The following is a 26,845-nucleotide window of genomic DNA, read 5'->3' as shown; positions in this document are numbered from 1 at the left end:
AGGGACAACACCGTTCATCCGAGCAACAGTTGCCTACGCAAGCCGCGACGGGCATCCCGTTCGGAGCGGCGCCACACAAACGGATGAAACTGGATGGCAGGACGATCCGCGCAGAGCGCAGTCACGCCAGGGCGAGCCGGTCCACCAGGAGGTCCAGCCGCGCCTCGGTGTGCTCCGGTGGCAGCCGGCCCGAGCGGGTCAGGGTCGCCACTCCGTGCAGGGCCGCCCAGAACGTCTCTGTGAACAGGCCCTCGGCGACGCCGTTCCCCGCCACCTCGCCCAGGCTCTCCAGGAGCGCGGCGAAGGCGTCCTTGAGGGGTTCCGGGGTGTCGTCGCGCGCGTACGGCAGGCCGCCGTCCAGCTGGAAGATCGCGTCGTACACCGCCGGGTTCTGTTCCGCGAAGTCGAGGTAGGCACGGGCCAGGGCTCGTACGCGGGCACGCGGGCCGTCCGCCGTGGCCGTCGCGGCGCGGATCGCCGCCGCCAGCTCCGTGGCGCCCTGGAGTGCTACGGCGCCGATGATCTCGCGTTTGCCGCGGAAGTGGCTGTAGAGGACGGGCTGGCTGTACTCGATGCTCTCGGCGAGGCGGCGGGTGGTCACCGCGTCCCAGCCCTGCCGCTCGGCGAGTTCGCGGGCCGTCGCCACGATGAGGCGTTCGCGGTCCGCCCGCTCCCGCTGTTTGCGTTCCTGTACCGACATACCTCGATCCTAGCACCGCTAGACAACCGAGCGGCAGAAGGTCTAGCGTTGACCCATCAGCTAGCGGCACTAGATTCCAGGAGGGGCGTCATGCTCGACGCACTTGAGATCGTCACCACCGTGGTCGTCGGCGTCATGGTCGGCGTGGAGTTCGCCGTCGCCTTCGTCATGAACCGGATCCTCGACGCGCTGCCCGAGGACAGCGCCCAGCTCGGCCACGCGCACGGGGGCCGGATGCTCGGCGCCGTGATGCCGTTCTGGTACGTCGGCTCGCTGGTCCTCGTCGCCGTCTGGGCGGGCGTCGGGTGGGGCGACGCCGGCGCGGGCCTCGTCGTCGCCGCCGGTGCGCTGCTGCTGCTCAGCGTCGTCATGTCGGTCCTGCTGCTCGTCCCGATCAACAACCGGAACAGGACGTGGACGCCTGAGAACCGGCCCGCCGACTGGAAGCAGCAGCTCGATCGCTGGGGGCGGTGGCACTACGTACGGGTCGGCGTCATCGTCGCGGCGTTCGCTTCGCTGGTCGCCGCGCTCGCGTGACCGTACGGCACAGCACGACTGCCGCCGCCGCGAACCCCGCGACGGCGGCAGTCACCTTGGGTCCCTCAGATGTCCCGGAAGAGACCAGTGAGCGCGGTGACCTGCGACGTTGTGCGGTCGTAGGTCGCTGACCTGCACGAATGGGCTTTCGGATGTTTCACGCTCGTACTCGTTGATGTAGCCGGAAGTCCCAGAAAAGTCCCAGGGAACTCCCGCTGCCCTCAGTCAATCTTTCGGCTCTATGCAGGGGGAGTCGGCGCGGTGTGGGCTGCTGTTGGTGCATTGGCGATCCGCCCTGCACGAACGGCATCGCGCGCTTGTTGAACGGCCCGCGCCTGGTGAAGATGCTGACCGGCGATCGACGAGGCACTCGGCGACGTCCCCGTCTCGGAACCGACCATCGCCCTCGCCGCACAGGCCGGCGTCGAGCACCGCGGTGGGCTGGGTCGGCGCTGAGCAGCCACCGCAGGTCAGGAACAGGATGCCCGTACCCCGTCCGCGAGCAAACCGCCTGCTCGGCAGGGTCATCGCACCTCCGCCGGCCTACTCGCGGAATGTCAGAGACCCAGCCGGGCCACCATCTCCGCGTCGGCGAAAGCGCATGCGGCCTTCTGTGCCTCCTGCGTGGCGAGCATCATTTCAGCGATCGACGTGCACTGCTCCGCTCCCTCGACATTGAGCGGCGGAGCAGTTGAGAGCCGGATCTGGCTCTGCGGGTCGCGTGGGTGATGACGCCGGTCCAGCGCCATCGGGCGGTGAAGCGGAGCCAGTGGCCGCGGAGAACAGGCCCAGGCGGAGCTTCTTCGGTTCCCACCGTGAGGTTCCCTCGGGATGCGGAGGATGGTGACAGAGGGTCAGATGGTTCTCATGAGAGGAAAATCGACCATGGCCGCCCCGAGGAAGCACTCCAAGACCACGGAGTTGGAGCGGCTCCGCGGTTGTCAACTGGGTGGGGCCGACGGGGTGTTGAAGGTCGGGTGCGATCCAGTCGGGTTCGAGGCTAGCGATTTCACATGCGCGCCAGGTGCTGAGAGGGGCGGTGCGCAAAAGTTGCAGCGTGCGGTCGCTTCGCCCGTCGGCGCCCGGGTTGGCGGACGAGTGCACGGTGACTTTGATGCTGGTGATCCTGGAGGTACCCAGAACTTGTGCCTGGTCAGGCGGCGCGGCATAGCGGGAGATCGGACCTTGACGCGACGTGGGTTGACGCGGGCCCGGCGGGGCGGGAGCAGATCGTGCAGCAGGGCCGATGCGATGTGCCCCGGCCCGGCCTCGGGCAGCGCATCGGCCGCGGCGATGAGTTGGTCCTTGGCGGTCTCCAGGGCGATGGTGAAAGACGTGCGGTCTGGATCGGTGCCAGGGAGCGTCTCGACGGCCTCGACCATCGCCCGGCGCAGCGCCTGGTAGACGGTCAGGTGAGCCCAGAGCTCCTGCTGGATCCCGGTTGCGTCCTGGGAGCGCAGCACCAGACCACATTGCAAGGTTTGCCGGAGCGAGTAGAACGCCGACTCGATCTCCCATCGCTCGTGACAGAGCTCGGACTGGAGCTTGCTTGCAACGGCCGAAGACTTGGCGCCGCTCCTCGGGAGATGACAAGGCGACTCAGCGGACCGCCACCGTGCTGAGGGTCTCGAAGACCTCCAGGAACAGCTCATCGTGGCCCGGACTTCGTCGCCGAACCGCGCCTGGCTTTCTTCAGATCGTCACGTACGGGTGTGTGAGTAGCAGAGGGGTTGGACTTCCCTCGGCTGCTCGCGGCGCATCAGGCGTACGACGTCGGCCCCGGACCAGGAGGGTTGTGTCCGGCCTCGGAGCCGCAACCTCCCGCCGTCAGTCGCCGAGGTGGTCCCGCAGCCAGGGCAGCGCCAGGGCACGGGTGGTCTGCATGCCGATGTTGGCGACGCTGCCGTCGTAGCCGTGTTCCATGAAGGGCAACTGGACGTACCGGTGGGTGATGCCGGCGGCGGTGAGCTTGTCCGCGAACGCCTTCGTGTGCTCCGCGAAGACGAGGTGGTCGGCGCCGCCCTGGACGATCAGCGTGGGCGGGGCGTTCTCGGTGATGTGGGTCGCGGAGTCAACGGCCTGGTAGCGGTCCGGATGCTGGGCGGGGGTGCCGCCTATGTGCCACTGGCCGACCTGGTGCCCCAGCGCGCTGTCGGACTCTCCGGCCGTGAGGTCGACGGCGGGGAACGAGGCGATGGTGGCTTTCACGCGGGGCAGTTCGGCGGCGGTGCCGCAGGAGGGTTTCATGGTGCCCGCGTTGATCTTGTAGGCGACGTTGATGGCCAGGTTGCCGCCCGCTGAGCCACCGAGGGTGGCGACCCGGTTCAGGTCCCAGTGGTATTCGTCGGCGTGAGCCGTGGCCCAGGTCATGGCGCAGGCGGCGTCGGCGTCCTCGGTGTTCCAGCGGTGTTCGCTCGCGGTGGACAGACGGTAGTCGACGTCCAGTACCGCGTACCCGTGGTCGGCCAGCCAGCTCGTATAGGGGGTGCGGCCTCGGCTGCCCTGTACGAAGCCGCCGCCGTGGATGCTGACGACGAGAGGGGTGGCCGAAGCGGCGGAAGCGTTGTCGGGCAGGTACAGGTCCGCCTCCATCCTCTCGCCGTCGAGCGTGGCGTAGGTGACGGTCCTGTCGGGTCCCCGCCCGAGCTCCGCGGTGAAGGTGGTCGGCGCGAAGGGGATCCACTTGCCGGTGGCTCCGTGTACGGCAAAGACCTGGACCGTGGTGGTGAACAGGGCCAGCGCCAGGCCCACACCGGCCACGGCCACGAAGGTGCGGGCCGTACGCCTGCGGGCACCGCTCTTGCGCAGGGCGTACACGGCCGCGGCCAGAGCGAGAGCCGCGAGGACGATGTTCCAGATGCCGACTGTGTCGCGCACGCCGCCTGTGACAAGCACGACCGCCTGCAGCAGCCTGACATGCAGCACCGGGGAGAGCCACCCGACGGGCAGTACGGCCAGCAGTTGGTTCACCAGGACCAGCAGGCCGAGGAGAACGGCCACCGCCAGCAGGATGATGCGCACGGGACGTGAGCCGGTGCCCGCGCCACCGTCCGACGGGTCGGGCGGCGGAGCGGGTATGCCGGGTGATGCCGGGGGCATTTCGGAGCCTGGTTCTTCGAGGTCGTTGCGCATGACCGGCGGTCCTGTCAGATGTGAGGAAAGGGGGGAAATGGCGCGCACCATCGGATTGTCAGTATGGGTGAGGTGCGGTGCGACCTCGTCCTGGCGAGGCGTAAGCCCCCCGTTCGGGGGGTGCGGGTGTTCTGCGCTGCCGTCTCCTCAGCGCAGGCAGCCTTGCGCATGTGCCGCTGCCACGAGAGCGACACGGTTGCGCACGCCGAACTTGCGCATGCTGGAGGTGAGGCTCGACTTCACGGTCTCGGCGCTGATACTGAGTGCGGCGGCGACCTCGCGGTTCGTCGCACCGGTGGCGACCTTGGTCAGGATCTCCCGTTCACGCTCCGTGAGCGCTGCACGGGCCGTCTTCTCTGCCGTGAACGGTTCCGCCGTCCGACCGGCCAGGCGGCGTACGAGAGCCTTGATCTGCCGGCGCTCAGGGCTGTCGGGCATCCCTGACGCTATGTGCACGAGTTCGGAACAGACGTCGACGAGCCTACGGCGCTCGGCCACGCTCATCTCCGTGCTCGCGGCCGAAACGCTGCCCCCGGCCGCCACCCGTAGGCGTTCCAATCGGCGGTCGAGCTCCAGATCTTCGGCAAGCTCCCGCTCCAGGGCGCGTACCAGTACCGCGACGTCACCGAAGATGCGGTCGCCGAAGACGTACTCGTGGCGTCGTCCTCCGTAGACCACGCCTCGGAGACCGCCGGGGACCGGAACCCGGATCGGGACGGCGAACGCGGCACGGATCTGCTCCCGGCGAACGGCCGGGTCGTACTCGTGGCTGATGCCGCCCGCGCGGCAGTAGTCCGGCACCTGCATCGGTCTGTGCAGGGCCATCGCTTTACCGCCCAGTCCCGTACCGATGGCGACGCGCAGGTTGTGCAGACCTCCGGTGGTGACGCCGACCAGCTGGTCTATGACGAAGTGGTCCGCATCGGACGCCACCAGCGAGCCCATGACCGCGTCCACGCCGGTGATGCGCCGCATGTCGTGCAGGAGGTTGGTGAACAGTGCCGATCGCGCCGCTGTCAGGACAGTCATGTGATGCGCCCAGTGTCCAGGAGTGAGAAGGCAATCAACGGACATTGACTGCGAGTTGGGGTCAGTTCGGTCTGTTGGGAGCGAGGCCGTCCCGGCGAGGAATCCGCTGAGAATGCTGTGCGGGCACTGCAGTGCCTTGAGCCGCCCGCGGAGCAGGGTCTCCAGTCGCTGAGTGCGCAGGCTGCCAGGTTGGCCAGGCTTCGCTTGAAGTGCATTGCTCGGCATGCGGCCGATGGTGTGCTTGGGAATACCCGCGCCTCGGCGCGCAGATGTGCTGTTTCGCGTTCACGACTCCATCGAATCGGCGAGGCCGGTCCGGACATGCCCAGTGAGGGGGGTTGGCAGGAGCACGCGGGAGACCGCGCCGGTCTGGTGGTGGATGGTGTGTGTGCACGGTCGCAACCCGTGCCCGGTGCCAGGCACCGCGCAAGTGCCCTCGTTACGGGCGTACTGGGCCAGCGCGTCCGCCACGGACTTCCAGGCGCGCAGGTTCTCCAGCGTCACATCCGCCTCGGGCGCGACCGAGCCTGGCCTGGTGCGTGAGGAGTTGCCGTACTGTCGTCGTCTCCTTGCCTTTCTCGGCGAACTCCGGCCAGTACTTCGCCACCGGGGCGTCGAGTTCGATCAGTCCGCGCTCGGCGGCCATCAGCAGACAGTGGGTGGTGACTCCCTTGCTCACCGAGAACATGACGGTGCGGGTGTCGGGCGTCCAGGCGCCCCGGGCGGTCTGACCAGGCCAGATGTCCACGACCGGGGCTCCCTGGGCGTACACCACGCAGGAGGCCGCTGTGTCGCCGCGCCGACGGAAATTGTCGGCGAAGGCATCCGCGACCGGTTCGAATCCGCTGTCCACGCGGCCTTCCACCTGTACTGCTGTCATTTCACGCACTTCCTCGTGTGGTGTTGTCCCGCTTCGAATCCGCGATCAGTTCGTGCACGGCCTCGGCCCACCGGTCAGCAGTACTCGCTCCAGGTGGGTCCGCCTTCTCGCACCGTCTACTTGCGGTTGAGGGCGCTCATCGCCTGGGGCAGAAAGCGGCGCAGATCGTCGTAGACGTAGGACCGCGGCCCATGAGTGCCGTTGCCGTAGAACCAGGTGGTGACGGGGACTTGGGCCCGGTCGAGTGCGGCGACGAAGTTCTCGGCGCTCTGGTGCACGAGGATCTCCAGGGGAGCTCCCGTGATGGCGCTTACGGGGTCGTCGTAGCGGCCGGGCAGCCCGTTGCCGCTGGCGACGAACAGGGACACTCCGCGCAGTTCGGCAGCCCGGTCGACCGGGTTGTGAGCTTTCCAGTTGTCGGCCTGCAGGGTTCGGTCGCCGAAGATGCACGGGTCCCAGGCCACGGAGATCAAGACGGGAGCGATGGGGTACAGCGTGTCGAGGTCCACGGCGCCGGAGAAGGAGGCGGCGGCGACGAAGGCCCCCGGGTTGCGGGCGGGGTACGCCATCGCACCGAAGCCGCCCATCGAGGTACCGGTGATGGCGCGTCGGCCTGTGGTGCGGAAGGTCTTGTCCAGCCATGGGAGCAACTCGCGGATGTGGAAGGTCTCCCATGCCGGGGGCGGGAACGGCACGGGTCCGTTGAAGAGATCGCGGCCGGTGACGGGGGTGCCGTACCAGTCGGCGTAGAAGCCGGCAGGGCCTCCGTCGGGCTCGACGAAGATCACGTCGTTGTCGCCCAGTACCTGCTCCACCTCGTTGGCGGGGAAGGTGCTGGGTGAGTTGTTGGTGCCGTGCAGGTGCAGCATGACCGGGTAGCGCTTGCCTGGCGACCGGGCGTAGTCGGGGGGCAGGATGACGCGCACCCGGACGAGCCCGTCGGGCATGGCGTCGCCGACCGCCTTCGAGCGGAACGCGTACATCCGAGTGCGGGCGTCGATGCGCTCGACCGAAACCAGGGTCAGTCCCACCTCGGGCGGTGTGGTCCGGGGCACGCAGAACGGACTGTCAGCCGCCGAGGCCGGGCTTGGCGCTGCTACGCCGACGAGCAGGGCGAGTACTGCAGCGAGCATCAGCACTACCCGCTCTGCTGCGGGCCGTGTCCGTGACATGCCTGTTCCCTGGGCCATGTCACGCCCTCCCTCGTGCGGTGTTGTCCCGGATCTGGGTGACGATCTGCGGCCACAGTGGGCGGGGAAGTTCGTGGCCCATCCCGTGGTGGATGGTCAGCGTCGAATCCGGGATCAGCTCGTGCATGGCCTGGGACGCGCCGGAATCGATCAACTGGTCGCCGTCGCCGTGCACGATCGTGGTGGGGACCGTGATGCGGTGCAGGTGGGGCGCACGGTCGGGGGAGTTGTCGAGTGCCTCCATCTGCCGCACGATGCCGTCCGGGTCGTAGTCCCGGCGGTACGTCTGGCCGCCGAGTTCGCGCAGCCAGTCGATGTCCTGGGGATATCCCGGTGAGGCGCACGCAGCTTCGTTGTCGAGGTACAGAGCGATCGCCTCGTCTTGGTCGCGGGCCCGGGGGCGCTGGGTGCGCTCGTCGACCAGGTCGCGTCCGACGAGGAAGCCCGCGTTGGGCGCCGTGTAGATCAGAGCGAGGCTCAGCACCTGCGTGGGGTGGTCGAGGGTGAGCTGCTGGGCGATCATGCCGCCCATCGACTGGCCCACGATGTGCGCCGCGGGGATTTCGAGCGCGGTGAGGAGACTCGCGGCGTCGTTCGCCATGTCGGCCAGGGTGTAGCCGCCCTGCGGGAACTTCTGCGAGAGGCCGACGTCCCGGTTGTCGAAGCGCACGACGTGGAAACCCGCATCGGCGATCAACCGGCAGAAGTCGGCGTGCCAGCCGAGCATGTGGGCCCCGAGGCCCTGGATCAGCAGCAGTGGAGGGGCGTCGGGATCGCCGAAGGTGTCGTAGTTGAGCGACACCCCGGTGGGTGTGGTGACCAGGGTCATGGAGGGCTCCGTACGGGCTATCGGATCGAGCGGATGCACATGGCCAGCGCACCGGCGACCAAGGCGCACGCGCCGCTGACGAGGAACAGGGAGCCGTAGCCGCCGAGTCCGATGAGCGAGCCGGCGATGGCGGGGGCCGCGAGTTGGGGCAGGCCGGTGGCGACGTTGAGGATGGCGAAGTCGCGCCCTTCGTTCTCCTTGTCCGGCAGGACCAGCGACATGACGGCGAGGTCGACCGCGAAGTACGTGCCCAGCGAAGCGCCCGAGACCGCGGAGTAGGCGAGCATCGCGGCCCAGCTGTGGCTGACGATCGGGATGACCTGGGACAGGCCCAGGCCGAGGGCGCTGATCGCGATGAACAGCTTGCGCCGGTCGAGCTTGTCGGCGAGCCAGCCGCAGAGCGTGGCGACGGCGATCCAGGTGCCGAACGACACCGTCGAGAGGGTGCTCACCGCGACGGCGACGTTGCCGCCAGGGACGTTGTTCGCCCCGACATAGTCCTGCACGGTGAAGAAGAGGTACCCGGAGACCGTGAAGTAGGACAGGAACAGGCCGAACCGACTGGCGAAGGCCAGGGCGAAGTCACGGTGGGTGAATGCGCGGAAGAACGCCCGGACAGCCGCGGTCGCGTTGCCTCGGTCCTTGGGTCTTTCCGTGACCAGGTCGAGCGAGGACGGTTCGCGCGCACCGGCCACGAGTGCGAGCGTCGTGACGAGCAGCACCAGCGCGAGAGCCGTGTACGCCCAGACCTGGCTAACTCGGCTGGCCAGGTTGACGCCGAAGAGGATGCCCACCGGCGTGCCCAGACCGATGACCGCGGAGGCGACGCCACGGCGGGCCACGGGCACGCGGTCGGGCAGGATCGCTGAGATCGCCCCTCCGTAGAAGTTCATGGTGAACCACAGGACCGTGAGCAGGATCGCGATGACGACCAGCGAGTTACTCAGGCCCATGGCGATCGTCAGTGGCGCGGAGGCGCAGGCCATCACCATCAGCCAGGGGGCGCGTCGCCCGAACCGGGACCGCGTGCGGTCCGACAGCGCTCCTCCAGTGGGAAGGGCGATCATCGAGGCCACGGCGGCCAGCGTTGTCAGCAGCGCCAGGACGCCGACCTTGGAGTCGGGCGCGAGTCGCGCTACCTGTGCGGGGAGGAGGATCACCCCGATGGCGTTGAACAGGGCGTACATCGCGGTGGTGCCCGGGAACACGAATGCGAGCAGGCGGGGCAGGCGGACCGGATCGGCTGCGGAGGTGACGCGGGCGGGCGTCGTGTCGGTGCTGACGGGGATCGTGTCGTCCATGACAGATCTCTCTTCATGTGATTCCACCCCGTCGGCGCGCATGGGGACGGTGTTCGACCGGGGTGGGCGGCTCGGGCAAAGCGGGTGCGGGGCGTCCCCTACAGGCCATTGCGGCTACCGAAGCGATCTAATACGTATTAGATCGCTGATCGCCGTACCGTAGCCTGTGCCGGAAGGCGTGGCAAGAGTTCGGGAGGGGCATTGCCGAGGGTCACCAGCAAGGACGTGGCGCGAGAGGCCGGGGTCTCACAAACCACCGTGAGCTTCGTGCTCAACGGGAGGGACGAGCACGGTCTCTCCGCGGAGACCCGCCGTCGCGTGCTGGAGACGGCTGAGCGTCTCGGCTACGTACCGTCGGGAGCGGGCCGTGCGCTGCGCAAGGGCCGGAGCAACGTCGTGCTCTGCGTGGTTCCGGATCTCCCGGTCGCCGAGGCCATGGAGCAGTTCAAACTGGCCCTCGGCCGATCACTGGGCGAGGCCGGGTACACCTGCGTGTATCTGCACCACGCCGGCACGGCCACGCCGCTCGCCGAGCTGTGGCAGCACGTCCAGCCGGCGGTGGTCGTCGCGTTCGGTGGCCTGCCGCCCGCTGATGCGCGGTCACTGCTTCGAGCTGAAATCCCTCTGCTCGACGGTGTGTTCACACCGGACGGTGCCGGCCTGACCGGGCTGAGCCAGGAAGATGTCGGACGCCTGCAGATCGAGCACCTCGCGGCACGCGGGCACCGGCACATCGGCTACGCCGCGCTGGACGACCCCCGTGAGCGCCCTTTCTGCCTGCCCCGCCTGCAGGGAGCCACCCGGGCCTGCAGCGACCTGGGCCTGCCATCGCCGCGAGTTGTCAGCATGCGCTATTCGCGTGCCAGTGCCCGGGACGCCGTCGCGGAGTGGACGCAAGGCGCCACCCCCGTCACCGCGGTCGCCGCATTCAACGATCTGATCGCCCTCGCCGTCCTGGCCAGTTGCCGTACACAGCACATCGCCGTACCGGACGACCTGGCGCTCATCGGCGTCGACGACCTCCCGGTGAGTTCGCTCGCCGTACCGGCTCTGACCACCATCGGGATGGACCTCACCGTGGCAGCCGGCAATCTCACCGCACGTATTCTCTCGATGGCCGGCGTTGCGGCCCCGGCAGCGCCGAGTGGGCCTGGCGCGGGCGACATCCTCACCGTCGTAGAGCGCGAAACGACGTAGCCGGCTGACGGCCCGGGGAGTGCTTGTGGTTCAGGTCGCCCCGCCCGTACGGGGTGGTGCGGAAATCCGACGGCGCGCTCGGCTGCCCGCTCACCTTGGCAGGAGCCGCAGCGCGTGCAGAGCGGCGCCCAGGTCGGCGAGGGTCCTGGGTTCGGAGAGCGAGCGGCCCGTCAGCTTCTCGACGCGGCGCAGCCGGTAGCGCACGGTGTTGGGGTGGACGAAGAGCAGGTCGGCCGCCTCGGCGGCGACGCCCCCCGCGGCGAACCAGTGCCCAAGGGTCTCCAGCAGCCTCGCCCGCTCAGCTGCCGGCAGGTCCAGGACCGGCCTGAGGACGACCTCCACCAGGCGGGTCGCCTCCGCGGGCGCCGCGGCGACCAGCATGGAGAGCGGGCTGTCGTCGAATCGCGCCACCCCGGGCCCCCCGCCCGGCAGCCCGGCCAGCGCCAGCCGGGCGAACCGCAGAGCCTGCGGAGTGTCCCGCAGCGAGTCGAAGCGTGGACTGACCCCTACCCGGGCGCGGCTTCGGCGCAGCGCCGACAGGCTCACTGTCTCCGCGTCCCTGTGCAGGAGGGAGACCAGCCCGATCTGCTGGTCGGGCAGCAGCCGCCAGGCGGAGGGCACATGGGCCTGGCGCAGCGCCGCCTCGATGCCGGGCAGCGGCTCCTGGCCCGGGTCCGGCACGGACGCGGCGACGACCGCGTACGGGCCCCGCTCGGGCAGGCTGAGTTGCCGGGCCGCCTCCCGCAGCGTCGTACGGTCCGCGAGCGCGCCCGTGAACAGGGCCTCGACCAGCGCCGAACGGCGCGCCTCGCGACGCAGCGCCAACTCCGCGCTGGCCTCCCGGTAGGCGGCCGCGACCGCCTCGGCGTAGCGGCCGAACAGCGCCCAGATCCGCGACGACCCGGCCACCAGATCCGCGTCCGTGACCTCCGGATGCCTGCGGGCCTCCTCGACCATCTGCGCCCAGAGGTACTCGAAGCCGACCCGGTAGGCGTGCAGCGTGTCGGCCAGGGGCACGCCCTGCTCGGCGCGCAGACGCCCGGTCTCCTGCGCCGGCCGCACGTCCGGCTCCGCACCGGAGGCGAAATGCCGGAGCACCAGGTCGGCGTTGCTCTCGCAGGAATCCCGCAGCGAGGCAAAGGGGGTGAGCGAGTCGTCCGCGTAGGACTCGACCTCCGCGCGAATGCGCTGAGCCATCCGCTCACCCAGTTCGGGAGAACGCCCGCGCAGGGCGGCACCCACACCTGACAGATCCATCCTCGCAGCGTACGACGCCCTGTTTGTGCTCCGGAACAATCCCGGCGGGGGCCGGATGTCCGCGCCGCCATGGACGGCCGTCATCGCGAACGTCACCATTCCGTGAGCGTCGGAGGCGAACTTCGCCGGCGCCACGGAGCATGCGTGCAAGGAGGCATCATGGCCAATCTGGCGGAATTCCTGGCGGAGACGGCACGTCGGCAGCCCGAGAACCCGGCGCTGCGGCTGGGCACGGCGACCACCACCTATGCCGAACTGGACCGCCTCAGCGCACAGGCCGCCGCGCTGCTGCGTGCTGAGGGCCTGCGCTTCGGCGACCGCGTCGCACTGATGCTGCCGAACGTTCCCGAGTTCGTCGTCCTGTACTACGGCATCCTGCGCGCCGGCGGGATCGTGGTGCCGATGAACCCGCTGCTCAAGTCCCGCGAGATCGACTACCACCTGCGAGACTCCGGTGCCGTGCTGCTCTTCGAGTGGCACGCGGCACCCGGCCAGGGCGCCGAGGGAGCGGCCACCGCCGGTGTGCGGCACAGTTCCGTCGAGCCCACGGCCTTCGCCGGACTGCTCGCACGGCAGGAGCCGCGGTACGAGGTCGCCGCCGCGGCCGGCGACGACATCGCTGTGCTGCTCTACACCTCCGGCACCACCGGACGACCCAAGGGCGCCGCGCTCACCCACGGCGGGCTGCGCCACAACACCGAGGTCAGCGCCGTAGACGTGGAGCAGCTCACCGCCGAGGACGTCATTGTCGGCTGCCTGCCGCTGTTCCACATCTTCGGGCAGACCTGCGCGATGAACACCGCCGTGTTCAGCGGCGCCTCGCTCATCCTCGTTCCCCGCTTCGATCCGCAGACAGTGTTCGACGCCGTCGCCCGCGACCGGGCCACCATCTTCGAGGGCGTGCCCACCATGTACGCGGCGCTGCTTCAGCACCCGGGCGCCGATGAGGCCGACGTGTCCACGCTGCGCATGTGCATCTCGGGCGGCGCGTCCCTGCCGGTGGAGATCCTGCACAGCTTCGAACGGCGCTTCGGCTGCATGGTGCTGGAGGGCTTCGGCATGTCCGAGACCAGCCCGGTCGTCTCCTTCAACCACCCCGACCGCCCGCGCAAGGCCGGATCCATCGGCACCCCCGTCCGAGACGTCGAGGTGCGCCTGCTCGACGACACCGGTTTGGACGTGGCGCCGGGCGAGGTCGGGGAACTGGCGGTGCGCGGACCGAACCTGATGAAGGGCTACTGGAACCGCCCGGAGGAGACCGCCGCTGCCGTCCCTGACGGCTGGCTGCGCACGGGGGACCTGGCCAGGCAGGACGAGGACGGCTACCTGTACATCGTCGACCGCAAGAAGGACCTCATCATCCGCGGCGGCTACAACGTCTACCCGCGAGAGATCGAGGAAGTCCTGCATGAGCACCCCGCCGTCGCCCTCGCCGCCGTCGTCGGCCTGCCCGACGAGCACCTCGGCGAGGAGGTGGCGGCAGCGGTCGTCCTGCGCCCGGGAGCTGACGCGACGGTCGAGGAACTCCAGGAGTTCGTCCGCGAGCGGGTGGCCGCCTACAAGTACCCGCGCCGCGTTTGGCTGGCGGATGCCCTGCCGATGGGACCGAGCGGCAAGATCCTCAAACGTGAGATCACGACACCGGTGTCCTGACCTGCACCTTCTCAGGGTCCTGTGCCCACAGCGCCAGTAGGAGTTGTGGCAACAGGAACAGATCACGACCTTGGGGTCGGGCGCTGGGAGAACCTGGGACGCCGCCGAAGTGCGCGAACCCGCATAGTCGCAGAACGTCTCAGGCGTGAAACGTCGAGTGCGAGCTCTCGGAGTTGAGGGCGGACAGCAAACGGCTAACGCCATTCGGTTTTCATGGAAAGCCCCAGGCGCGGTACGGTCCGACCGTGACCACCGCACGCAGGCCGAGAGGGCCGTACCGCAAGGGACTTGAGCGCCGGGCGCAGATCATGCGCGCCGCGCTGGAGGTGTTCGCCGAGCACGGGGACCGGGGGTCGTCGCTGCGGGAGATCGCCGACCGGGTCGGCATGTCGCAGGCCGGGGTGCTGCACTACTTCGGATCCCGGGAGGAGCTGCTGACGGCAGTCCTCGCCGAGCGCGACACCGCGGACGCGGCGGAGCACACCAGCACGGCAGTCAGCTCGGGTGATGCGATGGCCCGAACTGCGGAGCACAACACCCGCACGCCGGGCCTGGTCAGCCTGTTCGTGAACCTGTCGGCCGATGCGACCGATCCGGAGCATCCTGCGCACGGTTTCTTCGCCGACCGTTACACCCGCCTGCGCGAGACCGTCGAGGACGGGCTGCGCCAGGGTCAGGCCGACGGGAGCGTGCGCACCGATATCCCTGCAGACCGGCTGGCGCAGCTTCTGGTCGCCGTGTCCGACGGTCTGCAGCAGCAGTGGCTGCTGGACCAGGGCATCGACATGGTGGCCGCGATCGACGCCTTCAACCGCCTCTGCCGGCCGCCGGGGGCGTGATGTCGGGCGTGGGACATCACGCCCCCGTTGGCGGTCAGGCCGTGTCCGCTTCGGGCTTGAGGCTCGGGATCAGCAGGCCCGCGAGCGTGCCGAGGAACACCACGCCTGCGGCGAAGTAGAAGGCGTTCTTGTAGCCCTGGTCCAGGTAGAACTGGGTGCCCTGGAGCACCTTGCCGTCCTGGGCCAGGATCACGTACGTGAGCGTGGTGACCAGGGTGGTGACGACGCCGATCGACATCCATTGAATGCCGCTGGCGATGGCCTGCTCCTCCGGTGAGACCGCCCGCATGATCAGGATCGGGATCACCGCGACGATCATGCCGAAGCCGATCGCGAAGAGGTTGCCCCACCAGATGAGCTCGGCGTTGGTGTAGTGGTAGGCCGCCTGAGCCAGGTAGCCCACGGTGGAGATCAGGCCGCCGAGGATCAGCGGGAGGCGCGCGTCGACCTTCCGCAGCAGCGTCCCCGTGCCGAAGCCGAGCGCGAGGATCAGGAAGCTCGCCGGCAGGCCGATCACCGCCGCGTGGGTGGCGGTCATGCCGAGGCCGTCCGAGATGGTCGGGATCTTCGGGTAGAGCACCAGCAGCGAGGCGATGATGCCGGTGCCGAAGAGTGCGCCGCCGGTGAGAGCGGAGGCCAGTATGACGGTCCACACTTTGCGACGGCCCAGCATGGCCAGGTGGACAAGGGGCTGGGCAATGCGCTTCTGGGAGACCACGAACAGGGCGACGGCAACCAGGCCGCCGATGACGCAGCCGAGCGTGCCGGCGGAGGTCCAGCCCCAGTCCGTCCCCTGGCCGATGCCGTAGGTGAGCGCGGTCAGTCCGCCGCCGAGCAGCAGGCCGCCGATCCAGTCCATCCGGGCGGAGGGGTCGCGGTAGTGGGTCTTCGGCACGGCGAAAAGGATCAGCAGCAGGCCGATGGCGGTGGCCGCGACGATGGACCACAGGACCCCGCGGAAGCCGTAGTCGTCCAGGACCCAGCCGGTCAGGAACGGGCCGCCGATGGCGACGAAGGCGACACCACTGCCGACGATGCTGCTGGCCGTGGCGGCCTGCTTCGGCGGGAGGACCTCGCGGATGGTGGCGTAGGTGAGGGCGCCGATCGGCCCGTAGAAGCCGGCGATGCTGCGGCCGATCAGCATCATGGAGTAGTTGCCCGCGGAGGCGGCGATGATGTCGCCGACCAAGCCGATCAGGGTGATGGCGATCATCACCTGGCGCTTGCCATAGAGGTCGGCGGCCTTGATCACGAACGGTGTCAGCAGGGTGGAGACAAGCGCCGTGGACAGGATGAACCAGGCGATGTGGGTGGTCTGGAAGTGGATGGCCACGGACGCCTGCGCGTTGCCCGTCAGCATGCCGACGAGGGTGAGCAGCTGGGTGGGCCACAGCAGTGCGAGCGCGATGAGCGCGAAGCGCGCGCCGCGGACGGGGTTGCTGGCTTCGGCTTCGGCCGCAGGCGCGGCGGGGGTGAGTGAGGATGTCACGGCGGTGTGCCCTCTCGATGGATGGGCTCCGGTCGACGGAGCAACAGTAGGGCGTTGAACCCATTCAGTCGGCCGACGCCCCACCCCTGAATCCCGGAGGGGGCGGGAATCTGGGACGGTCATGGCGCGTTGCGCTGGGTTAACGGAGCAGAAACCTAGCTCTGTTTGGGATTCGGCGCTAGGGTTGCCGCCAAGGAATCTCACCGGTGTGCCGAGAGCCACCACCGGGGATTGAAACGTTCCATTCCCCAGTCGTCATCGTGATCGCCGCAACAGGCGTACGACGCCCGCGCACAGCCCCGACAGCAAGGAACAGACGCCGTGCCTGAAGCCCTATTCCCCACCCCTGCGGTCGCGCGCATCCGGTTCGAGCACCACCGCGAGCCGCTCGGCATCGGCGAAGCTCGCCCCCGCCTGTCGTGGACCACCCGGACCGAACTGCCCGGATGGCGGCAGGCGGCCTACGAGATCCAGCGCCTGGCCGCAGAGGGCGACGTCGTCGCCACGGCCGAGGCCGATAGCGACGCGTCGGTCCTGGTCGTCTGGCCTTTCGACGCCCTCGGTTCGCGAGAGCGCGTGGGCGTGCGGGTGCGTGTCCGGGGCACGGACGGGGCCTGGTCGGGCTGGAGCGAACCTGCGTTCGCCGAGACCGGGCTGCTGCACCCCGACGACTGGCAGGCCCGCTTCGTGAGCGCCGACTGGGACGAGGACGCGCAGCAGGACCAGCCGGCCACCCACCTGCGCCGCGGCTTCACGATCCGCCCCGGCGTCGCAGCCGCCCGCCTCTATACGACCGCACACGGCGTCTACGAGGCGGAACTGAACGGCTCCCCGGTCGGCGACCACGTCCTCGCCCCCGGCTGGACCACGTACGGCAAGCGCCTGCGCTACCAGACCTATGACGTGACAGCCCTCCTGCAGGTCGGCGAGAACAACCTGACCGCTCTTCTCGCGGACGGCTGGTACCGCGGCCGCCTCGGCTTCACCGGCGACAAGCGCGCCGTCTACGGCGACCGGCTGGCCTGGCTGGCCCAGCTGGAGATCCGCTACACCGACGGCAGCACCGACACCGTGACCACCGACGCGGACGGCCGCTGGCAGGCCGCCCAGGGCCCGATCCGCCGCAGCAGCCTCTACGACGGCGAGACCCACGACGCCCGCGTCGAGCCCACCGGCTGGCGGGGCGTGCGCGTCGAGGAACGCGACCCGGCGACGCTCGTCGCCCCCGTCGGCCCGCCGGTCCGCCGGATCGAGGAGCTGGCACCGACCGCCGTCACGACCTCACCTTCGGGCATGACGATCGTCGACTTCGGCCAGAACCTCGTCGGCCGCCTGCGGCTCACGGTGACCGGTGAGGCCGGGCAGGAGATCGTCCTGCGCCACGCCGAGGTACTGGAGGACGGCGAGCTCGCCACCGCACCGCTGCGCACCGCGCAGGCCACCGACCGCTACATCCTGCGCGGCGGCGGTCCGGAGACCTTCGAACCGCGGTTCACCTTCCACGGCTTCCGCTACGCCGAGATCACCGGCTGGCCGGGCGAACTGAACCCCGAAGACCTGCGTGCCGTGGTGATCCACTCCGATCTGGAACGCACCGGCACCTTCGAAAGCTCCGACGAGCTGCTCAACCAGCTGCACCAGAACGTGGTCTGGGGCATGCGCGGCAACTTCCTCGACGTCCCGACCGACTGCCCGCAGCGCGACGAGCGCCTCGGCTGGACCGGCGACATCCAGGTCTTCGCCCCCACCGCCACCTACCTGTACGACAGCGCCGGCTTCCTCACCTCCTGGCTCGCCGACCTCGCCGCCGACCAGGGTGAGAACGGCGGGGTCCCGTTCGTGGTGCCGAAGTGTGTCGACGGCGCCGACACCCCGACCGCCGCATGGGGCGACGCCGCCACCATCGTGCCCTGGGTCCTCCACCATGCCTACGGCGACCTCGGCGTGCTCGCGGCCCAGTTCGAGAGCATGCGCGGCTGGGTCGACCACGTCGCCTCGCTGGCCGGGGAGTCGCGCCTGTGGGACAGCGGCTTCCAGTTCGGCGACTGGCTGGACCCGAACGCCCCGCCGGGGCGCCCGGATCAGGCGCGTACTCCCGGCGAGATCGTCGCCACCGCCTACTTCGCCCGCTCCGCCGAGATCGTCGCCCAGGCGGCGCGATTGCTCGGCCGCGAGGCGGACGCCGTCCGCTACGGCGCTCTCGCCGCCGAGGTCCGGCAGGCGTTCGCCTCCGAGTACGTCACCGGCGCGGGTCGGATGATGTCGGACGCTCCGACCGCCTATGCGCTGGCGCTCGAGTTCGCGCTGCTGCCCGACCAGGCGCAGCGCGCGCACGCCGGCAAGCGGCTGGCCGGCCTGGTCCGCGCCGGCGGCTACAAGATCGGCACCGGTTTCGTCGGCACGCCGCTGATCTGCGACGCCCTCGCCGAGACCGGTCACCTGGACGCGGCCTACCGGCTGCTGCTGCAGACCGAGCAGCCGTCCTGGCTCCATCCCGTCACTCAGGGTGCGACCACCATCTGGGAGCGGTGGGACAGTCTGCTGCCCGACGGCAAGGTCAACCCCAGCGGCATGACCTCGTTCAACCACTACGCGCTCGGCGCCGTCGCCGACTGGCTGCACCGCACCGTCGCCGGCCTGGCCCCCGCCGAGCCCGGCTACCGGAAACTGCGCCTGGCCCCGCGCCCCGGCGGCGGGCTGGACCGCGCGCAGGCGGCGCTGCTCACCCCGTACGGCCGCGCGGAGATCGCCTGGCGTCTGGACGGCGAGGAGCTCCACGTCACCGCGCTCGTCCCGCCCAACGCCACCGCACAGGTGGACCTGCCGGGCCCGGCAGGCGCGCCGTTCGACGTCACCGCTGGTCATCACACCTGGACCGTCCACCTGCCGGCACCAGATCGGCCCAGCGGCCCCATCACCCTGGACACCACGCTCGGCGAGCTGATGGACCGTCCGGGGGCCATGAAGATCTTCACGGACACCCTGATCCGCTTTTTCCCCGAGGCTGCGGCGTACATCGATCAGTCCGACACCGAGTCCGGCGAGACGACGATCCGCGACGCGGCCGCCATGGTGCCGGGCGGCCCCGAGTTCCTCCTCGATCTTGAGGAGCAGTACGCCGCTTTCAACGCCGCTGGAGCGAGCGAGAACTGATGAATCAGCGGGCAGATCGCTTGCAGGCAGGGGTCGCTTTCCGCTCCCCTGCACTCCCCTCTCTCCGATGACTTGGGGGCCCCATGCCCAGCAAGACCCACGAGTGGCTTTCCGGACTGGTCACAGCCGGTCGGGCCGCCACGCGACCCACGCTCGCCCAGGAGCGCGAGAACGCCGTCCGCTTCGCGGCGACGATCCCGGTACCGGACGGTGTGGTCGAGGACGCGTTCCCCGGCCTGACGGGCGCGCTGCTTTTCAGCCCGCCAGAGCCGCGCGAGGACCTGGTCATCCTCCACATCCACGGCGGCGGCTTCCGCACGGGCACCGCTGCGCAGGCGCGGGCCGCTGCCGGGCTCCTGGCGTTGCGGCTGAACACCCGAACCGTCGTGCCCGAGTACCGACTCGCACCTGAACACCCGTTCCCGGCCGGGCTCGACGACTGCGAACACGCCTACGAAGCCGTCCGGGCCACCTATCCGGCGGCCCGGATCGTCGTGGTCGGCGAGTCGGCGGGAGCTGGTCTTGCCGCCTCGCTTTCGCTGCGCCGCCGCGACGCAGGCGACGGTGCACCCATGGCCGGAGTGCTCTGGTCCGGCGTGTTCGACCTGCGCGTGGAAAACCTGGCATCAGGGAGTTGGGCCGCGAACGCCGCCACCGATGCCATGATCACCCCCTGGCTCGGCCCGCAGATGGCCGCCGACTACCTCGCCGGACACAGCCCCGAGGATCCGCAAGCCTGCCCCGCACTCGCCGACCTCACCGGTCTGCCCCCGCTGATGATCCTGGCCTCAGGCTCCGAGCTGCTGCGTGACGACTCGATCGCCCTGGCCGCACGTGCCGCCGTCTGCGGCGTGGAGACAGTGCTGGAACTCTGGCCGCACATGCACCACGCCTGGCCCGTCTTCGGCTCCCTGCTGCCCGAAGCGATCGAAGCCCTCGACCGCACCGCAGAGTTCATCCGCCGCGTGGACGCGGGCCGCTGCGTGGACGGTTCAGCCCTGACGGACGACCCGGCGATCCTCGCCCTTATGGAGACCTCCCAGGAACAGGCGGAGGTGTGACACATGAGTGAGTCCGCTCTGTTCCCGATGGTCCGCACGAGCCACGGGTCAGTGCGAGGAACTCGATGGGGCGATACAGGCGGAATCTTCGCCGGTATCCCCTTCGCCGCTGCGCCCATCGGCCCACGGCGACTGCGTCCGCCCGCGCCCGTCGCCGCCTGGACTGGCGTCCGCGACAGCATCGCCTTCCCCGCGGCCCCGGCACAGCGAAGTCCCCTGATGGATCCCTCCACTCAAGGAAGCCTCGCCGCGCTCGATCCGCGTGCGCTCGCCATCGCCATGGCGCTCGGCGCGCACACCGGCCCGTCAGCCGAGGACTGCCTCTACCTGAACCTGTGGACTCCCGAGCTGGTCAGCCGACGCCCCGTACTCGTCTGGATCTACGGCGGCGGCTTCGAGACCGGCTCCGCGTCACCCCCGGCCTTCGACGGCGCTGCGCTGTCCCGGCTGACCGGCGCCGTGGTCGTAGCCGTCAACTACCGGGTAGGGGCGCTGGGATGGCTGTTTCCCACAGGGCCGGGCAGTGAGCGGTTCGCCGACAGCGCCAACCTCGGGCTCCAGGACCAGGCGGCCGGACTCCGCTGGGTCCGGGACAATATCGCCGCCTTCGGCGGTGATCCCGACAACGTCACGGTCGCCGGGAACTCGGCCGGGGCATTCAGCATCGGCGCCCTGCTCAGCCTTCCCGCCGCTGCGGGCAGCTTCCACAAGGCGATTTTGCACAGTGGCAGCACTGGTCGCGTCTACCGCCGCGAGGCCGCATCTGCGGTGACCCGGGATCTGCTCGCCGCCGTCGGCGTCAGGGACTTCGAAGGTCTGACCGACGTCCCACTCGATCGGATCCTCGACGCGCAGAGCGCCGTCATCCCCTCGGACATCGGCCTGCGCCACCTTCCGGACGGACACGGTTGGGGCATCGTCCACGACGGCCGGGTACTTCCGGACCACCCACACCAGGCGGTCCTGGCAGGGGCGGCGAAGAACATTCCGCTGCTCATCGGCGCCAACGACGACGAGGCACGCATGTACGCCTCCTTCGGCGCCGACTCGTTCCGCCCCACCGACGAGGCAGCCCTCATCGCCGAGATGCGCCGGGCAGAACTCGACGACCCCCACGGACTGTTGGACGCCTACCGTGCGCGCGGTCTACCGGCCACCGACCACCTCGGCGGGCCCACGGACGAACTCCTGGAGCTGCGCACCCGCTTCCTCAGCGACGCGATCTACCGCGTGCCGTCGGCCCGTCTGGCACGGGCCCAGACCGCGGCGGGCGGTCGCGTCCACACATACCTGATCTCCGCCGAGCCGTTCGGTCCGGGCAGCAGCGCCTTCCACGGGGCGGAGCTGATCTACCTGGGCGACAAACTGACAGCGCTGGACATCGACACCCCGGGCAATCAAGCGATCAGCGAGGAACTCACCACCGCCTGGAGCCAGTTCCTGGCAACGGGCGAGCCCGGCTGGCCCGCCTTCGACTCCGCCCAGCCCGAGAGCACCCGGCTCATCGGCGGTGCCGTCACCTTCGTGACCGAACCTGCCCACGACATCGCCGGCTACTGGATCCATGACACCTGACGTCCCACCACGCCGCTTGCCCGGCGCCCGCGCAGAGCTGCGAAGGGGGCGCGAGCTCAACGCCGCAGCGCACCGGATCACCGACCAGGACGACGCCCGATACGTCGACCTGTGGCCGGTCCTCGCCGCCCACCGCGGTGGCCTGCGCAGCCAGTACACCCACGACGACCTTCACCTGAACGGGCCCGGCTACCGCACATGGGCCCCAGACCCTGCGGTCGCTCCTTGCGGACGCCGCGCTTAGAACAACGAAGGAGACCCCCCATGACAACCACCCCCGACACGATCCCGAACGACGCCGGCACCCGGAGAACGCAGGGCGAGGCGCGCTACCGCGACGCCGGTCTGCCCGTCGAGGATCGAGTGGCAGATCTGCTGGCCCAAATGACCCTGGAGGAGAAGGCCGGACAACTCACCCAGTTCTTCTACATGGGCACCGGCGAGCCGATCCCCGACGACTTCGACATCGAGTCCCTGCCGCCCGAACACCGTGCCTTCGTCCAGCAGCCCCACGACGTCGAGGACACCGTCTCCCGCGGCGGCGCCGGGTCGCTGTTGTTCGTCAAGGACCCCGCCCTGGGCAACCGGCTACAGCGCCGCGCCGTCGAGGACACCCGGCTGGGCATCCCGCTGCTGTTCGGCAACGACGTGATCCACGGGCTGCGTACGGTCTTTCCCGTGCCGATCGCGATGGCCGCGAGCTGGGACCCGGACGCCGCCGAGGCGGCGCAGGTCGTCGCGGCCCGCGAGGCGCGCGCGGCGGGGATCCGCTGGACGTTCGCACCCATGATCGACATAGCCCGCGACCCTCGCTGGGGCCGCATGATCGAGGGGGCCGGGGAGGACCCGGTGCTCGCCGCGGCCATGGCCGCGGCGCAGGTCCGCGGGTTCCAGGGCGACCTCGGAGCCGAGAGCGTCCTCGCCGGCGCGAAGCACTTCCTGGGGTACGGCGCCGCTCGCGGCGGGCGCGACTACGACGACGCCGACATCTCCGACGCCGAGCTGCGCAACGTCTACCTGCCGCCCTTCCGAGCCGCGATCGAAGCGGGCGCCGCCAACGTCATGAGCGCCTACATGGACCTCAACGGCGTGCCGGCCTCCGCGAACCGGTGGCTGCTGAGCGACCTGCTGCGCGACGAACTGCACTTCGACGGCTGGATCGTCTCGGACGCCAACGCCGTGCAGTCGCTTCAGACACAGCACTTCGCGAAGGACCAACAGGACGCCGCCGTGCGGGCGCTGAACGCGGGCCTCGACATGGAGATGTGCACCTTCACCCCGGCGTTCGACCACCTCCCGCAAGCGGTACGCGACGGGCTGGTCGCCGAGGAAACGCTGGACACCGCCGTGTCGCGGGTGCTCGCGGTGAAGTTCCGCCTCGGCCTGTTCGAGAACCCCTACACCGACGAGGACGCGGCACCCGCGGTCCTGAACGCCTCGGCGCATCGTGATGCCGCCCGGGATGCGGCCGAGCGCACCCTCGTCCTCCTCAAGAACGACGCGGCCACGCTGCCTCTGCGGCCCGAGCAGCTCACCGGCGTCGCCGTCATCGGCCGGCTCGCCGACTCCCGGCGCGACACGCTCGGACCTTGGGTGCTCGACCACGACACCTCCGAGGCGGTCACGATCCTCGACGGGCTGCGTGCCCGGCTCGGGGACGGCATCCGAGTCGAGTATGCGGCCGGGGTCGGTGCCCCCGAGCGGCTGCACCCGTCACCGTTCGACGTCCTGGACCCGACGGTCGTCCCGACCCCGCCCGACCTGAACGAGGACGCCGAGATCGAGCGCGCCGTCGCCGCCGCCCGGGACGCCGACGTCGCGATCGTGGTCGTCGGCCAGCCGCAGAACCAGATCGGCGAGAAGGCGTCGACCTCCACGCTCGACCTCCCCGGCCGTCAGCTCGAGCAACTGCAGCGCGTCGCCGCGACCGGCACGCCCGTGGTCCTGGTCGTGCTGTCGGGCCGTCCACTGGACCTGCGGTGGGCGGACGAGCACGTCCCCGCCATCGTGCAGGCGTGGTACCCGGGGACACGTGGCGGAGAAGCGGTCGCCTCCGTGCTGGTGGGTGACGTATCGCCCGCCGGCCGCCTGCCCTTCACATGGCCCCGTCACGTCGGTCAGGTGCCGCTCGTGTATTCCCACTACCGGACCTTCGCCCCGCAGGACCAGGACGCCCGGTACTTCCAGGAGGACGGGGCGCCCCTGTACCCGTTCGGCCACGGCCTGTCCTACGCCACGTTCGCGTACACGAACCTCCGGACCGACCGGACGTCCATGACCGGCGGCCGCGGCACCGCAACCGTGTCGGTCGACGTCACCAACACTTCCGAGCGCGACGCCGACGAGGTCGTGCAGCTGTACGTCCACCAGCGCTACGGGTCGTCGTCGCGGCCCGTGCGGGAGCTCAAGGGCTTCGAGCGAGTCCCGGTCCCCGCAGGCACCACCACCACCGTGAGCTTCGAGCTCGGCCCCGACCAGCTCCGCTACTGGAGCGCCGCGACCCGCACGTACCAGCTCGACGCCACCGTCCTCGACCTCTGGGTCGGCGGCAGCTCCACCGCCCAGCTCACCACCACCCTGGAGGTGACCCGATGACCGGGACCGACGTGCAGCTCGACGCAGACCGCGTCGATCTTCGTGACTGGACCATGAGTCGCCCGGGCAGTGCCGAAGAGGCCGCCGTACGCCTCCCGCACGACGCGATGATCACCGAGCCCCGCTCGTCCGACGCCTCCGGCAGGTCCGACACCGGATGGTTCCCGGGTGGCCGGTACACCTATCGCACGCACTGGTACGCCGACCCCGCGTACCGCGGTCGAGAGGTCCAGCTCCGCTTCGACGGCATCCAGGGCGAGTCGGTCGTGACCGTGAACGGCCACCGGGTCGGAACGGTGCGCAGCGGGTACACCGAGTTCGGCTTCCGTATCGACGACGTCCTGAACTGGGACGACGAGAACGAGATCGCCGTCGACGTCGACAACAGCGCACAGCCCGCAGGCCGCTGGTACCCCGGCTCGGGCCTGTACCGGTCGGTGTCCCTGCGGATTCGCAGTCGGGTGCGTCTGGAGGACGACGGTGTCGGCGTGCGTACGACGCTCCTCGGCGCTGACGCGGTCGTCGAGGTCCGGACCGCAGTCGTGAACGACAGCGACAGGCCCGTGCACGTCCGCACCGTACTGCACTCCGACGCGGGGGCCGTGGCGCAGGCCGTGGCGGGCGACGACGGGATCGCGCACCTGCACGTGCCCGCGGTTCGCCTGTGGTCCGCCGAGGACCCGTTCCGCTACCGGCTCGTCACGACGGTCGAGCACGACGGTGCCGTCGTCGACACCCGTCGCGAGCTCGTGGGGCTGCGCACGGTGCACGTCGACGCCCGCCACGGCCTGCGGATCAACAAGCAGCAGGTCAACCTGCGCGGCGCGTGCATCCACCACGACAACGGCGTCCTGGGAGCCGCCACCCACCGGGCCGCCGAGTTCCGGCGCATCCGGATCCTCAAGGAGAACGGCTTCAACGCCGTCCGGTCGGCTCACCATCCGATGTCACGTCACCTGCTCGACGCGTGTGACGAGCTGGGCATGTACGTGATGGACGAACTCGCCGACTACTGGATCCAGTCCAAATCCACGCACGACTTCTCGCACCGGTTCCTGGACACCTGGCGCGAGGATGCCGACCGCATGATCGAGAAGGATCGAAACCGGCCCTCCGTCGTCATCTACTCGATCGGCAACGAGATCCCCGAGACCGCGCACCCCGACGGCGTCGCGCTCACCCGTGAGATCACCGCGTACGTCAAGGCGGCAGACCCGGACCGGCCGGTCACGGTGGCCCTCAACATCTTCCTCAACGTCCTGTCGTCGATGAACAGGTCCCCGTACTCGGGTGCTTCCGACACGCCGGAGGGGGCTCAGCACAACAAACAGGGGCCCGGCAGCACGGAAGCCAATCGCATGGTCAACCAGATCGGGCGCATGATGGACGTCGTCTCGCGGCTCCCCATCGCCGACCGTGCGACACGCGACGCGTTCGCCGAGGTGGACATCGCCGGCTACAACTACGGGCTGGCGCGGTACAAGCACGACGTGAAGGCGTACCCCGACCGCGTGATCGTCGGCAGCGAGACCCTGCCGGGAGACATCGCCCGTGCGTGGGACCTCGTCACGCAATACCCGTCCGTCATCGGCGACTTCATCTGGGTCGGCTGGGAGTACCTCGGGGAGTCGGGGGTCGGAGTGTGGGCGCCCGGACGCAGGACCGGACTGGTCAAGCCGTATCCCTACCTCATCGCCGGGCCCGGCGTCATCGACCTGACCGGGCAACCGGACTTCTCGCTGCGCCTCGGGCAGGTGGCATGGGGAACGCACCCCGGGCCGGCGATCGGTGTGCGGCCCCTCGACCAGGCGGGACAGCCGGTCGCACGGGTCGCGTGGCGCAGCACCGACGCTGTCGAGAGCTGGGCCTGGCGCGGGTGCGCGGGCCGCAAGGCCGAGATCGAGGTCTACTCCGCGGACGACGAGGTGGAGCTGTTCGTCAACGGGCGTTCCGCCGGCCGCCGCAGGGCCGGGAGGCGACGTCGCTACACCGCTCGGTTCACCACCACGTACGCCGCCGGCGAGCTCGTCGCGGTCGGCCACCGAGGAGGGCGCGAGGTGTCCCGGACGGTTCTCCGCTCGGCGGGGGAGGACCTCCAGGTCCGTCTGACCACGGACCGGGCTCGCCTGCGGGCCGACGGCGACGACCTCGCGTTCATCGAGGTCGAGATCGTCGACAGCGCCGGCACGGTGGAGATGCTCGCGGACGACGACATCGAGCTCAAGGTCGAGGGCCCGGCCGAACTCGTCGGGTACGGCAGCGCCAGACCTGACCCCACCCGTCCGTTCGCCGATCCCACTCAGCGCGCGTACCGCGGTCGTGCTCTCGCCGTCCTGCGATCCACGGGTCAAACCGGGAGCGTCCACTTCACCGCGACGTCGCGCCTGCACGGCGTCTCGCACCTCACCCTCGAAGCACGCTGAACGAT

Annotated in this window: 20 protein-coding genes and 1 pseudogene; 10 read left to right on the top strand and 11 right to left on the bottom strand. The window is 69.8% G+C overall.

Annotation, left to right across the window (positions count from 1 at the left end; genetic code table 11):
- Window positions 1–121: 121 nt before the first annotated feature.
- Window positions 122–700, bottom strand: coding sequence for a TetR/AcrR family transcriptional regulator (locus J8M50_RS36265; RefSeq protein WP_010353128.1), 579 nt, complete (start codon window positions 698–700; stop codon window positions 122–124).
- 90 nt (window positions 701–790) lie between these two features.
- Here J8M50_RS36265 and J8M50_RS36260 point away from each other — a divergent pair, with 90 nt between their 5' ends.
- Window positions 791–1,237, top strand: a complete 447-nt coding sequence (locus J8M50_RS36260) for an anthrone oxygenase family protein (RefSeq protein ID WP_010353126.1) — start codon at window positions 791–793, stop codon at window positions 1,235–1,237.
- Between the two features lie 557 nt (window positions 1,238–1,794).
- Here J8M50_RS36260 and J8M50_RS36255 read toward each other — a convergent pair.
- The 8 genes and pseudogenes from J8M50_RS36255 to J8M50_RS36220 form a co-directional block, all read right to left on the bottom strand.
- On the bottom strand, window positions 1,795–1,986 hold the full coding sequence (locus J8M50_RS36255) for a hypothetical protein (RefSeq protein ID WP_013000103.1): 192 nt from the start codon (window positions 1,984–1,986) through the stop codon (window positions 1,795–1,797).
- 181 nt (window positions 1,987–2,167) lie between these two features.
- Window positions 2,168–2,772 (bottom strand): annotated as a pseudogene (locus tag J8M50_RS36250) (IS4-like element ISSav1 family transposase); the annotation flags it as partial.
- A gap of 292 nt (window positions 2,773–3,064) precedes the next feature.
- On the bottom strand, window positions 3,065–4,369 hold the full coding sequence (locus tag J8M50_RS36245) for an alpha/beta hydrolase (protein ID WP_010353123.1): 1,305 nt from the start codon (window positions 4,367–4,369) through the stop codon (window positions 3,065–3,067).
- 147 nt (window positions 4,370–4,516) lie between these two features.
- Entirely contained in the window at window positions 4,517–5,398 is an 882-nt protein-coding gene (locus tag J8M50_RS36240; protein ID WP_010353122.1) for a LuxR C-terminal-related transcriptional regulator, read from the bottom strand.
- A gap of 439 nt (window positions 5,399–5,837) precedes the next feature.
- Window positions 5,838–6,278 (bottom strand): serine hydrolase domain-containing protein, encoded by a 441-nt coding sequence (locus tag J8M50_RS36235; RefSeq protein WP_010353120.1) that lies wholly within the window; start codon window positions 6,276–6,278, stop codon window positions 5,838–5,840.
- Window positions 6,279–6,394: 116 nt separating this feature from the next.
- Window positions 6,395–7,411: an alpha/beta hydrolase gene (locus J8M50_RS36230; RefSeq protein WP_223786382.1), complete on the bottom strand. Its 1,017-nt coding sequence runs from the start codon at window positions 7,409–7,411 to the stop codon at window positions 6,395–6,397.
- Window positions 7,412–7,469: 58 nt separating this feature from the next.
- Window positions 7,470–8,297 (bottom strand): alpha/beta fold hydrolase, encoded by an 828-nt coding sequence (locus tag J8M50_RS36225; protein ID WP_010353118.1) that lies wholly within the window; start codon window positions 8,295–8,297, stop codon window positions 7,470–7,472.
- A 17-nt stretch (window positions 8,298–8,314) separates the two neighbouring features.
- The gene (locus J8M50_RS36220) at window positions 8,315–9,598 is read right to left on the bottom strand and encodes an MFS transporter (protein WP_010353116.1); all 1,284 of its coding nucleotides are present in this window, start codon (window positions 9,596–9,598) and stop codon (window positions 8,315–8,317) included.
- Between the two features lie 258 nt (window positions 9,599–9,856).
- On the opposite strand from J8M50_RS36220, the gene J8M50_RS36215 reads away from it, so the two are divergent.
- Window positions 9,857–10,795, top strand: a complete 939-nt coding sequence (locus tag J8M50_RS36215; protein WP_231884962.1) for a LacI family DNA-binding transcriptional regulator — start codon at window positions 9,857–9,859, stop codon at window positions 10,793–10,795.
- A gap of 90 nt (window positions 10,796–10,885) precedes the next feature.
- Here the strand turns inward: J8M50_RS36215 and J8M50_RS36210 are convergent, their stop codons facing one another.
- Window positions 10,886–12,052, bottom strand: a complete 1,167-nt coding sequence (locus J8M50_RS36210) for a PucR family transcriptional regulator (protein WP_223786381.1) — start codon at window positions 12,050–12,052, stop codon at window positions 10,886–10,888.
- Window positions 12,053–12,211: 159 nt separating this feature from the next.
- Here J8M50_RS36210 and J8M50_RS36205 point away from each other — a divergent pair, with 159 nt between their 5' ends.
- Window positions 12,212–13,705: a long-chain-fatty-acid--CoA ligase gene (locus J8M50_RS36205; RefSeq protein WP_010353113.1), complete on the top strand. Its 1,494-nt coding sequence runs from the start codon at window positions 12,212–12,214 to the stop codon at window positions 13,703–13,705.
- Window positions 13,706–13,950: 245 nt separating this feature from the next.
- Window positions 13,951–14,544 carry a TetR/AcrR family transcriptional regulator gene (locus tag J8M50_RS36200; protein ID WP_013000099.1) on the top strand — a complete coding sequence of 198 codons (594 nt, stop codon included), beginning with the start codon at window positions 13,951–13,953 and terminating at the stop codon, window positions 14,542–14,544.
- 34 nt (window positions 14,545–14,578) lie between these two features.
- Here the strand turns inward: J8M50_RS36200 and J8M50_RS36195 are convergent, their stop codons facing one another.
- A complete protein-coding gene (locus J8M50_RS36195; RefSeq protein ID WP_010353111.1) occupies window positions 14,579–16,033 on the bottom strand; it encodes an MFS transporter in 1,455 nt (484 codons plus the stop codon).
- A gap of 321 nt (window positions 16,034–16,354) precedes the next feature.
- On the opposite strand from J8M50_RS36195, the gene J8M50_RS36190 reads away from it, so the two are divergent.
- The 6 genes from J8M50_RS36190 (at window position 16,355) to J8M50_RS36165 (ending at window position 26,840) form a co-directional block, all read left to right on the top strand.
- The gene (locus J8M50_RS36190) at window positions 16,355–19,186 is read left to right on the top strand and encodes a family 78 glycoside hydrolase catalytic domain (RefSeq protein ID WP_010353110.1); all 2,832 of its coding nucleotides are present in this window, start codon (window positions 16,355–16,357) and stop codon (window positions 19,184–19,186) included.
- Between the two features lie 83 nt (window positions 19,187–19,269).
- Window positions 19,270–20,247 carry an alpha/beta hydrolase gene (locus tag J8M50_RS36185; RefSeq protein WP_010353109.1) on the top strand — a complete coding sequence of 326 codons (978 nt, stop codon included), beginning with the start codon at window positions 19,270–19,272 and terminating at the stop codon, window positions 20,245–20,247.
- 3 nt (window positions 20,248–20,250) lie between these two features.
- Window positions 20,251–21,822, top strand: coding sequence for a carboxylesterase/lipase family protein (locus tag J8M50_RS36180; protein WP_223786380.1), 1,572 nt, complete (start codon window positions 20,251–20,253; stop codon window positions 21,820–21,822).
- Complete coding sequence (locus J8M50_RS36175; RefSeq protein WP_010353107.1) at window positions 21,812–22,066, top strand: GDSL-type esterase/lipase family protein; 255 nt, start codon at window positions 21,812–21,814, stop codon at window positions 22,064–22,066. Before J8M50_RS36180 ends, J8M50_RS36175 begins: the two co-directional genes overlap by 11 nt.
- A 20-nt stretch (window positions 22,067–22,086) precedes the next feature.
- Entirely contained in the window at window positions 22,087–24,417 is a 2,331-nt protein-coding gene (locus tag J8M50_RS36170) for a glycoside hydrolase family 3 N-terminal domain-containing protein (protein WP_010353106.1), read from the top strand.
- The gene (locus tag J8M50_RS36165) at window positions 24,414–26,840 is read left to right on the top strand and encodes a glycoside hydrolase family 2 protein (protein ID WP_010353105.1); all 2,427 of its coding nucleotides are present in this window, start codon (window positions 24,414–24,416) and stop codon (window positions 26,838–26,840) included. Before J8M50_RS36170 ends, J8M50_RS36165 begins: the two co-directional genes overlap by 4 nt.
- Window positions 26,841–26,845 lie beyond the last annotated feature (5 nt).

This window comes from Streptomyces acidiscabies, assembly GCF_020010905.1.
GTDB lineage: Bacteria > Actinomycetota > Actinomycetes > Streptomycetales > Streptomycetaceae > Streptomyces > Streptomyces acidiscabies.
The sequence above is the reverse complement of the archived record's forward strand: the minus strand, read 5'-3'. Positions and strand labels throughout refer to the sequence as shown.